Genomic DNA, 15867 nt, shown 5'->3' on the forward strand with positions numbered 1-15867 from the left:
GTCCCGATTCTGTCCAAGAATAGCAAATACACCACTGGCGGTTAACCCGTATCGAATGCCGCCCTTCCCAGTCGCCGCTGAGAGCTTTGAGGGGGATGCCGGTGGCACGCGGACGCCATCGACTCGAGCCGGCGCCAGCACGGGGGAAAGGTCACTTCTATGAACGTGCCTCCTTGATACCGTGCCTCCTTCCTCAGCCGCCCGCTACGGGCGCTTGAGGACGAATACAGTCGCTGCTCGCTGCGGCAGTTTCATATTGTCACCGCCTTTTTCCAGCGGCATACATGGACGCATGACTCGTACTACCCCGATTATCGCGTTTCTCCTCTGTCTCGCCTCTTCCGTGATGGCCGCTGATTCAATAAAAGTTATGCACCTGACCGGGCAGTCCAACAAATACCACAGCTGGAAAAACCTGGGCGACGCAATCACCCAGCATTTGGAAAATGCCGGCATTTTCGAAGTGGATACGGTCGTTTCGCCTGCCCTCGGTGAGGACATGAGCGAATTCTCTCCTAACTTCGGCGAATACGATGTTATCGTCCTCAACTACGACGGAGCGGAGTGGTCTGAACCGACCAAAGCCGCCTTCGTGTCGTACGTGAAAAATGGCGGCGGTCTCGTCACCATCCACGGCACCAATAACTCGTTCGCCTATTGGCCGGAGTTCAACGAGATCATAGGCCTCGGCGGCTGGGGCGGCGCGGGGCTCTACGACCCTCCCCTCTACCCGGGCGAGCCAGACAAGCAGGCAAGTCGTGACGAGAAATGGGGCCCAAGGGTCTACTGGCATGCCTGCGGGGCAGTACACGACGATTCTCCGGGCGGTACCTTTCACCCACCTAAGCACGACTTCATCATCACCAACCGAACTCCCGATCACCCCATAATGCGCGGATTGCCCGAAATGTGGCTGCAGGCAAATGACGAAGTCTATTCACGGCTCCGCGGACCAGCTAAGAACCTGACCATTCTTGCGACCGCCTACGCAAATCAAAAGCTGAGAGGCTCCTCTCCGCACAACGAACCGATGCTCTTTACGGTAGCTTACGGCAAGGGTCGCGTGTTTCAAACGACTCTCGGACATGTCGGCGCCAATGACGACGCTAACGTTCCTTCCGTTCGCAGCGTCGGATTCATCGTCACGCTGCAGCGCGGAGTTGAATGGGCTGCCACGGGAGAGGTCACTCAAGCTCTACCCGAAGACTTCCCCACAGCCTACGAAACGAGCGTTCGGTAGCGGCTGTAGAGTTTCAAAAAAACCACTGACCACGGAGGCAAGAGAGCTCGAAAAGAAACGAAGAGAGCCTTACTTCACAGGAATCTCCATCTGCGTCAGCGAGTGAGCGGGGAAGCTATAGCGGATCATGTTCTTCTTGAACTTGATCGATCCTTCGTCGATGTCCACTTGCTCTACTTCCGCTGTATTCGTCGCATCGATACTGTCGCCTGTTACGGTCCGAACCGTAGCACTTCCCATGTATTCGCCCGACTGCAGCTCGATGTCCGTTTCGATGGCGTCGATTTCGCTGCGGTTGACCACATTGATAAAGAGAGCACCCTTTTCTTCATTGAGAACTGCGGTCACATCGAGATAGGGAACCTCTTTGAAAAGCTCGTTGCTGTAGGTCTCGCAACGCGAATAAACGTCGAGTGAAACGCCACGGCAGTTGTTCGAAAAAAGCGAAAACGGATAATACAAGGACGTCTTGTAGCTTCCGTCTTCCGTGATACCGGTTAAGCTGGTGAGAAAGGTCAGGTTCGCCATCTTCACGATGTCCGCGTGCCGGATAAAGGCATTTAAATGCTGCGAAAGCAACAAGGGGCCAGCGATGGTATTGCCGCGAGCACCATACTCGTCGAAGGAAATATAAACATCGTGATCGCTCACGGCCTTCGACTTTGCCTTCTCAATGAGCCCCTTGGTGACGACGATCTTCTCCTCAATATCCAGTCCCAGCGACATGGTGTCAGCGAAAACGGGCTTGTCGATTGCCCTCAGCGCTTGCGTCGCGTATCGGTGCAGAGAGATGTAGTCGATATCCTCGTACATCTTGTCGAGAATGTAATCGTTCCAATCAATCCAACCGTCGTTGGGGTCATAGCTACTCGTCACCAGCGGGTAATTGGAGGAACCCGAGGCGATGAGTTTAATATCCTCGTCTACCATCTTCATAACCTTAGCGGCTTCGCTGGCAAAACGCACGTACTCCTCCTTGGTCTTGTAACCGATCTGCCAAGGACCGTCCGCCTCGTTTCCAAGTCCCCAATACTTCACGTCAAATGGTTCTGGATTCCCGTACTTCGCTCTCAAATCGGCATAGTACGTACCCACTGGAGCATTACAGTATTCCACCCAATTGCTGGCATCGTCGATGGTACCCGATCCGGCGTTAATACAAATGAAATTCTCCGCTCCGACGAGATTGCAGAACGCGACATACTCGTCCGTCCCCATTTGGTTGCTCTCTGGGCGAGTGCGGGAACGGTCAAGCTTCACCGGGCGTTGGTCCTTGGGGCCGATTCCGTCTTCCCAATTGTATCCAGAAACGAAATTTCCACCCGGCCAACGAACGATGGGAACCTGTAGTTCCCTGACTTGCTGCAGGTATTCTTTACGGAATCCGTTTTCGTCGGACAGCGACGAATCGGGATCGTACAAAGATCCGTAAACTACAGGGAATCGTCCGAGCGGCTCCAGAAAGCTACCGTAGATCTTCGGATCGATAGCGTCGACTGTTCGATCCAAATCGATTTTGATTAGAGCAGCTTCCTCAGCCGCAAAGCTCGCAGAGAGCAAGCTGGAGAACAATGAACAAACGAGAAATTTATTGGGCAAATTCATAAGTGGGGGTAGGAAAATTTACAAACAGGTGGCCTCTCTATCCTAATACGCTCGGCACCTCTGTCAACGACCTGCATGAGTATAGATGATATAAGGTCGGCGAACGCGCGTTTGAAAAATCGAACAGAGGCACGGCAATGCTCCGTCATGGCCGCAGAGCCCGGCTGCCTATGGCACGACGGAACGTTGATTTTCTAAATCGCTTCAACTGTAGAACCGTTACCGCAGACACCACGGCCGCTACCTCACTCCATCGTCCCAAGGCGGTAGTAGTCGAAATCCACATACCCGCCGGTTTCTTCCGAGGCCCAATTGAAGAGCCCGAAGCGGTAGCCCATGAAGTGAGGCAAGGTATAGCGCATCTGCAAGGGCTCACCGACGGGAATCCATTTCCTGCCGTTAAGGCTGTAGTAGAAATAGGCCTTGTCGATGCGATCGCGGAAGTCGAAATCGATCTTCAAGTACACTCGCTTCTTGCTGAGCGGCAAAGTGGCGAGGACCTCAGTCTCGTCCTCTTGAGCCCGTACCATCACGATAGAACGCTCGCCATTTTCCTGTCTTACTCCCACGTATCCAAAATGCCGTTGCAAGGCGATCAGACCGGCAGTGTCGCCGTCCTTCATGTCAGAGACGTCGAGTTTTATCTCGCCTGAGCTGGTCGGGCCAAAGCTGCGCTGGGTCAACATGTTTCTCGCGTGCAACACGTCCTCGTCCACTCGAACCGTTTCGAGTCGCAGGTGTCCCTTGCGTTCGCCGATCGACCACTTGTCGTTTACTGGGTTGTGATTCCATTGCCAGGCCAGTGGTAGTTCCTCGCCCGGCTTGCGGTTAAACTCGTCGGACCCCACGATGTTGCCGAAGCCTTCCTGATCGTCCTCGATGTCGAGAACCAAAGGAGCCTTGCCGTCCTCGCCTAGCACGGGCCAGCGGTCTTCCCACTTCACTGGGACCAGCCACGGACTGCGGCCCACCGCGCCATTGTCCTGAAACAATACTGCGTACCAGTCGCCTTCGGGCGTATCGATCAAACAGCCTTGGGCGACACCCTGATCTTGTAGCACCATGCGTCCTTCATAGGGACCTTCAAGGTTCTCGGAGCGATGCACGATCTGCGTGCGCATCCCGCCCTGCGGCCAGCAAATGTTCATGACATACCACATGCCGTCCACCTTCAGAACCTGCGTGCCCTCCGCGTGCAGCATGGCGTTGTCAGTCGCAACTTTCTCGGCATGCTCGATCACTACCTCGTTGAAGCCATTCTCCTTCACCCCCGACAAGTCAGATTCCAACTCGGTCAACCGAATGTTGCCACCACCGTACATCAGATAGACTTTTTCGTCGTCGAAGATCAAGGAGTGATCGTGCAGCGAAGGCTCAAAAGAGATCTCCTCCCACTCGCACTTCTCGATATCGTCTGTAATATATATGTGGGTACGCCCGCTTGTAGCAGAAAAAGTGGATACGTAGAATTTCCCCTCGTGATAACGCAAGCTACTCGCCCACGAGCCTCGCCCATAGGCGCTGCGTTCAGTTTCCAGCCTTAGCGCTTCATTGTCCGCCAAAGTATCGTAAGCGTACCCCAGCAGCTCCCAGTTCACCAGATCCTTCGACTTCATAATCGGAAGCCCGGGACTCATGTGCATGGTGGTGCTGCTCATGTAATAAGTGTCGTTGACACGGATTACCGCCACATCCGGTACATCAGCCCAGATGAAGGGATTTTTGGCCTGCTCTGCGCACGCCAAATTCGCTAAACTCGATGTCGCTATGACAACGAGAAGACGGGTGAATATTCGAAAACGGCTCATTTAGAATAGAGTGAGGTTATCGGTTGGAGATCAAATGCGTTACAAAATTGCTGCAAGGTAGCTGAGTGGGGAGGGCAACGCTCCTGATCGATTCTCAGTAAAGTACCACGCCTCCGCGCGCTTCCAGCTCCACAACCAGACTACCATCGTCTCCCACGACAGCCTCTTTCAGCCCTACCGTTCCGTCTGGCAGGTCGTGCAGCATACGAAGGGTCTTGCCAGCTAGCCACGGAAGCGAGAGTTCGTATGCCTTCGATTCCTCACTAGAATGCGTCGCTGCGACGTACCAATCCTCACCTGAACGGCGAGCCAGTACGACCTTTTCTCCCGGATAGCCGTCGACAAAGCGGGTCTCGTCCCAAGCAGCTGGAACCACACGGAAGAAATCGAGCACATGGGCGGGTTGTTCATCCAAGTTGTTCGGCGTTAGGCCGTAGTGTTGGATCGGCGAAAAGTAGAGCACCGAGGTTGCGAGCTGAAACGCATCCGTGGTGCGGCGGAAATTGCCTCGCTCCGGAGACTTGGAAAACCGCTCGTTGAGAACCACAGGACCGTAGTCCATCGCCCCGACGGGGTTGCGAACGAAGGGGAACAAGGTACTGTTAAAGGCCTCCTTGTCGGAAAAGCCCTGACTAAAGATCAAATTCTCCGAAGCCGTGACCGCTTCGCTTGTCATGTGATTTGGATACATACGTTCCCATCCGCGTGGCAGGGTTGCACCGTGGAAGTTCAACGAGAGTCCGTAGCGGTTGGCATCGGTCATAAGATCCTCGTAGAATTTCATGGTCACCTGCTTGTCGCCGCCGAAGAAATCCACCTTCAAGCCTTCAACTCCGATGGACTGCAGCCACTCCATCTCTTCCTGCCTGATCGGAGCGGAAGCCATACGGTTGCGCGGCGTCTGGGGCGCGTCGTTCCATGAACCGTTGGAATTGTACCAAAGCAAGACGCCGACATCCTTCGATCGGGCGTATTCGACAAGATCCTTCATGCCTTCGCGACCGATACGTTCGTCCCACCAAGCGTCAATGAGGATGTATTCAAAATCTAATGCAGCCGCCATATCGATAAACGCCACTTGATCCTCGCGGTTCATGCTCCCGTCCTGCCAAACGAGCCAACTCCACGCCGCCCTTCCCGGGCGATAGTATTTCGACGGCTCGTACAATGGCTTCACAAGGTCGGTCGCTACCGTAGACTCGACGATCGGAGCAAGCGTTTTGCCAAAGGTAATGGTGCGCCAAGGCGTCTGCATTGGCAGTGAAACCGAAACGGTGCTCTCCCCGACTCCCGCATTCTCAGCGGCCTCGGGAAATGCGATGCGGTACTCGCCTTCTTCGTTCGGATCGCTCAAGCGAGTGCCCACATACTGGCTGGTGGTACCCGTCTCCGAGATGAGAAGCCAGCCTTCGGAATCCAGCTTGAACAAAGCGGGGAAAGTAAAGCCAAGGCCTGTATGCGACTTCGTATCCACCGGCACATCCACCAAATACCCTTCCTCGTAGCTGGGCTTAGTGGCCGCGTATCCACCGCCCCATGGCACTTGCCACGTCACGAAGGCGGTCGATTCATCCGGCAGGTTGAAGCTCGACTGCTCGCTCTCTACCACGACGCGATGCCTCTCCTCGCTGTTGACTCGATATCGATAGGCAACGTCGGAATCGGATACGCGAAAGACGACCGATAGCTGATCGCCACGGTCGTTAGCGTAAGTCGCAACAAGCTCGTTCGCCTCGTAATCAACGAAACTCGTTTTTCCATTCGGCAGCCGGTAGCTCTCCGAAACCGCAGATTCCTCTGACGAAACGAATTCCAATCCCGCGCCGAAGTTTCCGATACTGGTCTCCAATCCCAAACGCGATTGTTCCAACACGGAGACATCGCCAGAACGCACAGAATAGCTGAGCCCTTCCTCGGTCTGATCGATCCGAACGGACAGATGCCCATTCGGAGAATTCACCTCCACTGCAGCCAGGGCTTTTGCGCAAAGCCCTAGTGTCATAAGTGTTCCTACACAGTTTTTCATCGGCTTTCGATTCGGGGCCTATTTAAAAAGGCGTTGGACGAAGTTATACAAATTGCTGCCCCAGTGCTCAGCATCATGGCCAAAGTCGTCTACATGCCAAACGTGAGGAATCTTCTCCGCAGCAAGGTAACGCTGGACCCGCTGCGAAACGTTGATCAGCCCATCCTTATTGCCACAGGACAAGTAGAAGAGCTTGAGTTGCGACGCAATTTCTTCCGAAGGAGGAAACAACTCCTCATTGGGCTTGGTGTTTGGTGCAGCTGAAAACGCTCCCAGCCAAGCGAACGTATCCAAATTGTTGAGGCAAAAGTTTAGCGTCTGCCCGCCACCCATAGACAAGCCAGCGAGAGCTCTGCTCTCACGGTCACTTAACACCGAGTATTTCGCTTCGATTGCTGGGATGAGATAGTCTATAAGATCCCGCTCGAATTTCGCAAAGCCCTCGATCTTCTCCGGGGAAAAAATCTCTCCCTCCGCCCGGTCATTAGGCAACGCCCTACCGTTAGGGAGTACAATGATCATTTCCTCAGCTTTCCCTTCGGCAATGAGGTTGTCCAGGATCACATTGGGCTGAGTAAAGCGAATCCACTCCGTTTCGTCACCCCCGATGCCATGCAGCAAGTATAGGACCGGATACCTCTTTGCTTCATTGTAGTTAGGAGGCAGATACACGTTAGCCAATCGTTCTGTCTGGGTCACTCCTGATTGGTAACGAAACGCTTCGATGGAACCCCGATCAATGCCATCGCGCCGTAAACGATAGTTTTCGGGTGGCTCAGGGTAAAACCGTACATCTGCAGGCCCCAGCACAATTTCGCGCCCTAAATTCCGACGAGCTTCTTCCGCTCCATCGTTTTGCCCCAAACAGTAGCAGCAATAAAATTGTAGGAAAACGAGAAATAGAGAGATTTTTTTTAGCATGATCCAGGACACGCCACGAAGAAGCGATTCTGCAAGATCGACTCGCCATTCGGGGAAGCGTTACGGGGTTGACGTACCCTTGCGATCAAGCCCCTCCCTCGCAAAGGCTTCAAGGCTTAGTTAGTAAAACTTACTCTATATCTATAGTCATAAGAAATAATCAACCCATGACTATAGTCGTATATGAATACTTTTGAGGCTTTCCCTCCTTTCGTTATCCAGAGCTAAGCTAGAACTGATGAACGAAAACATCACCCTCTTTTACTTCACATGAGAACGAGCGCTATTCTAATACTCCCATTCCTCTCACTTTCCCTGCAATGCTTCATCGCCGTCCCCACGACTTCCGCCAAAGAGCCCAGGCCTCGCCACACCATGGCCCACTCCGTAACCAGTCCCAATTACGAACGGGAGCGACTAGACAACGGAGCTTGGAAAGCTGAAACCTACGCCCTAGCAATGGGCAAGACCATCGATCCCAGCGGAAAAGACGAGTCCCTCAACGCCCTCACCGTAAAAGAAATGGCGGAGATACTAGCCAATGCCCTTCACCGGCAAAATTACTTGCCCCAGTCGGATCCTCGTAAAACCGATCTCATGATCGTCGTCAACTGGGGGAAAACGATCCCCTTCGACGACGGATTGAGCCAGAGCGCCATCCAAAACCTGACCGCGACCATCGACCAACTCGACAGCCTAGAACTCGACGGAGAAAGCGCGGGCGCCGTCACATTCAGCGCCACCCCGTCGGAAGCGAAGCTAGAAACGATGCTTACCATTCAGTCGATGGCTGAGCGAGCCCGGCGCCAAGCAAACGACTACAATGCGCAACTGCTCGGGTTCGCTCCGGACCTGTTCGAACATTACAAGGACGACACCCTTGGCGGGCCGCAGCGCTTGATCTTCGACGACCTCGTCGCCGAAGTGGAAGCCTCACGTTACTTCGTCATCCTCGTCGCCTACGACTTCAAAAAACTGGTCGAGAAAAAGGAAAAAGAGGTCCTTTGGATTACCCGATTCAGCATGCGAGCCAAAGGGCGAAACTTCGACGAAGAGCTCGCCAACATGGCCCAATCCGCCTCCAAGCTTTTTGGAACCGCCTCAGGTCGAATGCGGCGAAACTTGCTTCCCGGAAAGATTGAGATGGGCGAACTCGAAGTCATCGATACCTCCGAAGACCATAAGGACATCGAGTAAGCTGCCGTCGCTGGGCTAGCGAAGGATTTCAGCAGAATCCAATCCCTCGCTCAATTTGATCCCATCGCCCTTTTTCAAATCGAAGCGCTCCCGCTTCTCCCCTAAAACAAAGGTCACGGAACCGTCCCGATCCGCGCGAACCAGCGCTGACTTCAGTTCTCCGCCTTCCCATGCCATATCTACCGTGAAACCGCTCCGCGTCTTGAACCCTCGGAGCGAGCCCGCAGGCCAGGAGGCGGGCAAAGCCGGCAGTAGTTGAATCATTGGCACACCCGCCTCATCCTCGAGGTGGGATTGCAACAGCATCTCGGTGATGCCGTTGGCACCGCCAAAATTACCGTCTATCTGAAACGGTGGGTGGGCGTCGAACATGTTGGTATAGCAATAGCCTGGACTGATCAGAAGCTCCAAGAGGTCGTGAGCGCGCTCGCCTTCGAGGAGACGCGCCCAGAAGTTTACCTTCCATGCCAAGCTCCAGCCCGTTCCCTCGTCGCCGCGCAGCTCTAGGCTCCTACGAGCCGCCTTCGTTAGCTCAGGGGTCGTGAGCGGAGAAATCTGGTTGCTCGGGTGCAACGCATAAAGGTGGGAAATGTGACGGTGATCCATTTCCGGAGCTCCCAAGTCCCAATCGAACTGCCACTCCTGCAACTGCCCGGCCTCGCCGATCTTGAAAGGGCTGAGGCGCAGAGCGGTCGCTTTTACCTCGTCGCGAAAAGCGGCATCCACCTCTAAGACCTCGCTCGCTCGCCCAACCGCCCGAAACAGGTCCCTTAGGATTGCATTATCCATGGTGGGGCCTGCCGCGTTGGTCACCCCTGCGTGGTGAGCATTCTCCGGTGAATTTGAAGGGGCAGTCACCAAGTATCCAGTTCTTGGATCTTCAACGAGCGTATCCAAGAAAAATTGAGCCGCCCCTTTCAGCACTGGATAGTCTTCTCGAAGCGTGGCGATATCCCCGCTAAATTCGTAACGCTCCCACAGGAAGAGGCTCAACCAGGCTCCGCCCATCGGCCACATCCCCCAAAACGCTCCATCGATCGGAGCAGTCGCCCGCCAGAGGTCGGTGTTGTGATGCGTGACCCAGCCCGAGGCATTATAGAAATTCCTGGCCGTTCGCTGCCCCGACTCCGAGAGCTCATGCAACATCGCGGCAAGCGGCTCTACGCACTCGCCCAACTGTACCACCTGAGCCGCCCAGTAGTTCATCTCCGTATTGATGTTGATCGTATACTTGCTCCCCCAAGGGGCCGAAAGCTTGTCGTTCCAAAGCCCCTGCAAGTTCGCAGGCTGCGATCCGGGCCGGGAACAGGAGATCAGCAGGTAGCGGGCAAAGTTGAAGTACATCTCCGCCGTCGCTGGGTCATTGTCCTGCGAGAAAGTAGCAATGCGGGCATCGGTCGGACGCCGAGACAAGTCGGGTCGCGGACTCTCGAGATTCAGCTCCACACGATCGTACAAGGATTGGTAGTCGGCAATGTGTCGGGACTTCAGTTCCTCGTATTCATAGCCAGACGCGGCAACGACCTTCGCGGCGTTCCGCTCATGCGGGTCGCCGCTGACGTCCTTCCAGTTTACGTAACTCGTGTCCGCAGCCACCAGCAGCGTTACGCTATCTGCGTCACGGATTTTCAAATACCCATCCCCAGGAAGCGCCCAGCCACCCTCTCTCTTGACCGACACTTCCACTTCCCACCGCAAACCCGACTCGATCCCCTCGCTTGGACTGTTTCTGCCGGCAATTCTCATTCCCTCGGCCCAATAGGATTGGCGAGCCCCATCGTGCAAGGAGTCCAACTGCAAGGTCACATCCACGCTCGAGGGCTGGTCCGCTTGTATTCGAAACACAAGCACACCATCGGGCGCGCTGGCAAAGCTCTCTCGGGTGAATCGCACCCCATCCTTCACGTAACTCACGGTGGCAAGGGCTTTGGTCAAATCGAGGGAACGCTCGTAGTCTTCGACGACCTCGTGCCCAGGCACCTTCATCAGAAGGTCCGCCATAGACTGATAACTCATCTGCCGCATCGGCTTCGCCATGAAGGAACGCTGCACCAAGGCCTGAGCCTCGCTGTGCTTGTTTTGAAACAGCAGCTCTCGGATTTTCGGCAACGCTTCTGCTGCCTCGGGATAGCTCGGATCGTAAGGGCCGCCTGCCCAGAGCGTATCGTGATTGAGCACGATTCGCTCGTCCGCCGCGCGCCCCATTACCAGGGCGCCTGTGTTGCCGTTGCCGATCGGTAATCCCTCGGACAATGGCTCGAACTGCCCCGGCTCGTCGTACCGGAGCAAAGTTGAATTTTTAGCTACGAGCAGCGGAGCGAAGCTCGCCAGCGCGAGGGAAATGAGAATTGAGCGATGGGGCATTGTAATAATGAAAACAATAGATCGGTTCATAGCAACCGCTTCCGGAGACAGGAAACGCTATCGCTCGATCCTCAAGCGATAAAAGAGCACAGGTTTGTCGGAATCCAAAGGAATGTTCCAATTAAGCGCCTCTCCCGTTCCCGTCTCGAGCGTTCCGACAGGCTCCCAGTCAGAATCCAAGAGCGTTTCGCTGTTTTCGACCTGATAACGACGTCCTGAAATTGTATTGTTGAGTGTGATACGTAGATGCGACTGGTCGAAAAGAAAGCGAACCGCATTCGCTTCCGCGGGATCGAGCTCAGGCCTCACGTCCTCCTGCATCACCGCCACTACCCCCTCCGCATCCAAGGCCTTGGAATAAATCCGAAAATCATCAACTCGCCCCTCAAGGTAAGGGTCAGGCCATTGCGAGCGCCCAATATAGTTTTGGCTAGTCACACCCAAGCTGGAAGGGTTCAAAGTCATCTCACCGTTGCGCCCGACTTCCTCTCCGTTGACATAAAGAATAGCGAGCGAGCCCTTCATCGTCACCGCAAGGTGCAGCCATTCCCCAAGCGGCAAGGGTTCCGAACCGTCTACCACCTGCTCACCCGAACCGTCGGTGATAGCGAAACGAACCGTGCCGCCTCCGCCGTTGGGAGTGAGAAAAAGGTAATTGCCCGTGCCAGAGCCGAAATCAAAAATCCGGGACCAAAAATGTCGTTCGTCAAGATAGGCCCAAGTCGATATCGTAATCTCATCTAGCTCACTGACGATGCCTTCAGGCAAGAGCACATGCCCATCGCCGCCATGCAATTGAACAGCGTTTCCGTCACGCCCGCTGGCCCAACTGGCATCTCCAGCAAGCGCACCTTCCCAACCACTCACGGAGCTATCGACTACCGAAGTGCCGCTCGACGCGTCGAAGCCGAAACTGGCGTAGAGGAGCGGCGGACTTGATTTCGCTTCCGCGCTCTCCAAGCTCTCGGCGCCGTTGATCTGAGCGCTAACGATATAAAACCAAACATCGCCCTCTTCCACATCAGAATCCACGTAGCTCGTCTGCGTCACGCCTGAGGCGATATCCGTGTAGGGCCCTCCGGATACAGGCGACCGTTTCACGTTGTAGCTGCTCGCACCCTCAGTTGCGCCCCATGTCAATTGATTCCCCGTCTCTACAGTGCCTACGCTCAATCCTAGCGGAAACGGAACGGAAGCGTCTGACTGAATTGCCCACAACTGGCTCGCGCTTCCATCGTATACGTATTGCACCACGGCCGCATCTTCATCAACCGATGCGGCCATGGGAACCACCGTTAATCCACTCACCGCGCTGCGGAGTCTGAAAAATCCATCCGCCGATGGAGTGATCAACACACGCCGGTTGCGCAGCAAGTCCGTCCAAGGTACCACCTCCATCGGATCGTCGTTATCCTGCTCCAGTCCCACGCTCCACTTCAAGTTTTGGTTCGCCCACCTTACATGATAGTTGCCAGCTCCCAGATGCGTGAGTTGCCACTCCTGGCCAGACCCTTGGTAGGTTTCCTGCACAAGCTCGTAGGAACCGAGGTCAACTCCAATCGAATGGCCGCTCTTTCGATTGACGAAGCGGTAAGTTCCATCGGGGACGGGTCCGTCCGATACGGGCGTCAACTCAAACCAATTCAGATCGATCCCGCCAGACTCAACCTCCGTGCGAACCTTCTGCTGACCATAGTCTAAGAATACCACAGACTCAACCGTCCCCCAAACACTCGAGCCGCCAGTGCTCGGCATCGCAATGGGTCCCGTGGCATCGATTCCATTGAAGTCCATTCGTATTGTAGAACTCGATACCGCAGCATAACGAACCTTCAAAGCGTAGAGCCCCGGCTCTTTAACGAAAACCGTATACTCGAGCCACTCACCCGGCTCCGCGGACCTTACCGCGAACCCGCTTCCACCGTCACTTACACTGCGGATATCCACACCTTCATCAGGTCGATACTCCCCATGATTGTTCGTGTTGTCCAAGTCATTGTAGGCAATGCCTTGACCTCCGGTATCGAAATCTTCCGCTTCTACCCGCAGGGTTCCCGTAAGCTTGTTGTTTATCCATTCGCCAACCGTTTCGCGCGGCAGTCCTTGGTTTCCAAATACGCCTCGCTGCACGGGCCATTCTCCGAAGTCCGGGACCCAGCCGAGTCCCGAGCGGTTCAGGATATCAGAATAAGCGGTTGGATCGTTGATCGCTTCATTGATAAAGTTGGGCGGGACGTGGAGAAAGTTGAGCCACGAGATCCCCAATCGTTCCAGGGATGCCGTCATCTCCAAATCGATGTGATCCAAACTATACCCCCATTCCGAAGTAGTGAATTCCGTCATGAACATCGGGTAGCCCGCTTCCAACATCTTCTCCAATGCGGGAGTGGTTTCCTCATGCCCAGCATATCCATGAAAAGCGACTGCTGCATTGCTCCAGTCGATATCGTCGTGTATTTTAGAAAGATCACTCAGAGCCGCCTCCCAATTCGAAAATACAGCGTAAGTCATTAGCAGCACAGGTGTATCCGGGGCATGGCTACGTATCGTATTATAGGCATCCACCTCCATTTCGAGAACCGACTGAGAATAGGGTGGCGTCCAGGCCACCGGTTCGTTTTGGATCTCGAAGATGACGTGCGTTTCGTCGGCGTAGCGGGGCGCGTAAAAATCCCAAAAATCGATAATGTAGTCGTAATTGTAATCACCATTGTTGGCTCCGTTACCAATCGTGATGACAAGGTAAAGCCCCAGCTCGCGAGTCATCTCCACCATCTGATCCATTCGCGAAGCAGAATAGCCGGGCCCCTGACTGCCCTCCGCGGGATAATCTGGATCAAAGACTTCGCCGTAGAGATGCACTGCATTCAGTCCAAGTTCCTTCAGCTGCGCCAAGTTTTCCCTCGGAGGTGGATTACCCCACTCCGTTGAGGCAAACGGCCCACGGATAAGCTGACCATTGTCCGCCACGAAGGTGGTACCCGCTTGGTTAAGAACGGCCCTTCCTCTCTGCATGGACAGTTCCGACGCATCGTCCCCCAGTTCGAAAGAATCCACATCTACGTAACCAGCGCTGGAATCGGTCTCCGTGTTGTAACAGAATATCGAATACTTCTGGCCTTGAAACGTGCTGTGCGTAATATCGAAGCCCAGAGTAAATATTCCGCCAAAGCGGGTCCATGTCACACCGTCATAGCTGTAGGAACAGATTCCTACTTCTTCTTCAAAGTCTAGGTCGGTCCGCAGGTAGATGGCATTAGCCTCCACCGCGATGGGCACCGCTCCATCGTGACGGCCGACGCCCCGATTCTCGAAGCTGCTGCGTAACCATTTGTCGCCTTCACTATCCACTTCCACGAAAACATTGGCATTCACCTTCCCCAAGACACCAAAGCCCGCCCGGTCACCGCTTTTCAGATTGGAAATATCCAGCTTGACGATACCGTGGCTCTGCGGTCCCTGACCCTTTTGCGTGAGCGTGTTCTTCGCATTCCAGAAGCGATCCGCTCGGAGAGGACGAAGCCTTAAGAAGCCTGGGCGTTCGCTTAAAGACCATTTGCTTTCGTCAGGATTGTGATTCCACTGCCACTGTAATCCTAAGGTCGAACTTGAAAAGCCATCCGAGGTGGCTGGCTCCTTTATTGCCTTTCCTATAATGGGCTTATCGACTGTATCCAAAATCACGTTCCGATTATCCGGCGTACCGAAGACTGGCCAATCGTCTTCCCAAAAAACGGGCCCTAAGTTTGGAGTTCGACCAATGGCCCCCTTGTCTTGATGAACGAATCCAAACCAAGAGCCATCCTGCAACTGGACAACAGATCCTTGATGCCCACCGCTTGTCGCCGTTAACACCACTCTGCCGGTTTCCCAAGGACCCGCCAGATTATGAGATCGGGAACACCGTAGTTGAAAGGGCCATACACTAGGATTTGCATTGAATACGTAATAGTAGTTTCCCCGCTTGATCACGTGAGCCCCCTCACCTCCTGCGTCGAAAACATTGTTCGATTGCGAAACCACTTGCGAGTAGTCTTCGCTCAATTCCATTAGCGTCATCTCGGAATGGCCGCTGAAGATATAGCCCTTGCCGTCATCATCGAAGAAGAGACCTGGATCATAGGCAGGGCGATCCAGCTGGTGGTATTGCCAGTCACCCTCCACATCATCGCTGTAATAGAGTCGAGCATTACCAAAAGTCGGGTTCACTAACACATAAAAAATCCCCTCATTGTAACGCAGACTACACGCCCAATAACCTTCTCGATAAGCGGTGCCGCTCTCCAAGTCATAGGCAGCGCCACCATCAACCTCGATCGCGGCATGCCCCGCGATCTCCCAGTTGACAAGATCTTCCGAATGCAGGATTCGAATCCCCGGCACGTCCACAAAGGTGGTCGATACCATGTAAAAATCGTCGCCGACTCGAATGATATCCGGATCAGGATAGTCGGCGTAGAGCACGGGGTTCGTAAACCTGCCATCTCCCTGATCCGCCTGCCAAGCAAGGGCTACCTGAGACGGACTGTGCAAAGCGAGACCGAGAAGGAATACGTTTACTAATATGCGTACAGTCATGGAATCTTATATCGGAATTTGGAGTCCCGAAGCGCGCGCCTCTAAAGCAAGCGAAATCTGGGGGAAAAGAGGGCGCGTATTGGGGTGTACACAACGCTTCCCAAGCCCCCATTGCACACAAGCCTACA

The 15867-nt window shown here is 54.5% G+C and carries 8 protein-coding genes; 2 read left to right on the forward strand and 6 right to left on the reverse strand.

Annotated features, from left to right (window positions below):
- The first annotated feature begins 181 nt into the window (after window positions 1-181).
- Window positions 182-1240: a ThuA domain-containing protein gene (locus IEN85_RS02425; protein WP_318186572.1), complete on the forward strand. Its 1059-nt coding sequence runs from the start codon at window positions 182-184 to the stop codon at window positions 1238-1240.
- A 69-nt stretch (window positions 1241-1309) separates the two neighbouring features.
- Here IEN85_RS02425 and IEN85_RS02430 read toward each other — a convergent pair whose 3' ends face one another.
- The 4 genes from IEN85_RS02430 to IEN85_RS02445 all read right to left on the reverse strand — a co-directional run bounded on the left by IEN85_RS02430 (window position 1310) and on the right by IEN85_RS02445 (window position 7600).
- Window positions 1310-2845 carry an alpha-N-arabinofuranosidase gene (locus IEN85_RS02430; protein WP_191615483.1) on the reverse strand — a complete coding sequence of 512 codons (1536 nt, stop codon included), beginning with the start codon at window positions 2843-2845 and terminating at the stop codon, window positions 1310-1312.
- Window positions 2846-3090: 245 nt separating this feature from the next.
- Window positions 3091-4653 carry a glycoside hydrolase family 43 protein gene (locus IEN85_RS02435; protein WP_191615484.1) on the reverse strand — a complete coding sequence of 521 codons (1563 nt, stop codon included), beginning with the start codon at window positions 4651-4653 and terminating at the stop codon, window positions 3091-3093.
- A gap of 94 nt (window positions 4654-4747) precedes the next feature.
- Window positions 4748-6655 (reverse strand): glycoside hydrolase family 97 protein, encoded by a 1908-nt coding sequence (locus IEN85_RS02440; RefSeq protein WP_224772415.1) that lies wholly within the window; start codon window positions 6653-6655, stop codon window positions 4748-4750.
- Between the two features lie 42 nt (window positions 6656-6697).
- On the reverse strand, window positions 6698-7600 hold the full coding sequence (locus IEN85_RS02445; protein WP_191615486.1) for an alpha/beta hydrolase: 903 nt from the start codon (window positions 7598-7600) through the stop codon (window positions 6698-6700).
- 270 nt (window positions 7601-7870) lie between these two features.
- On the opposite strand from IEN85_RS02445, the gene IEN85_RS02450 reads away from it, so the two are divergent.
- Entirely contained in the window at window positions 7871-8797 is a 927-nt protein-coding gene (locus tag IEN85_RS02450) for a hypothetical protein (protein ID WP_191615487.1), read from the forward strand.
- Between the two features lie 15 nt (window positions 8798-8812).
- On the opposite strand, the gene IEN85_RS02455 is transcribed toward IEN85_RS02450, so the two are convergent.
- Together IEN85_RS02455 and IEN85_RS02460 are read right to left on the reverse strand one after the other, a co-directional pair.
- Complete coding sequence (locus IEN85_RS02455) at window positions 8813-11161, reverse strand: glycoside hydrolase family 95 protein (protein WP_191615488.1); 2349 nt, start codon at window positions 11159-11161, stop codon at window positions 8813-8815.
- A 57-nt stretch (window positions 11162-11218) separates the two neighbouring features.
- A complete protein-coding gene (locus IEN85_RS02460) occupies window positions 11219-15739 on the reverse strand; it encodes a family 43 glycosylhydrolase (RefSeq protein ID WP_191615489.1) in 4521 nt (1506 codons plus the stop codon).
- Between the last annotated feature and the right edge of the window lie 128 nt (window positions 15740-15867).

It is taken from the genome of Pelagicoccus enzymogenes (assembly GCF_014803405.1).
In the GTDB taxonomy this organism is placed as follows: domain Bacteria; phylum Verrucomicrobiota; class Verrucomicrobiia; order Opitutales; family Opitutaceae; genus Pelagicoccus; species Pelagicoccus enzymogenes.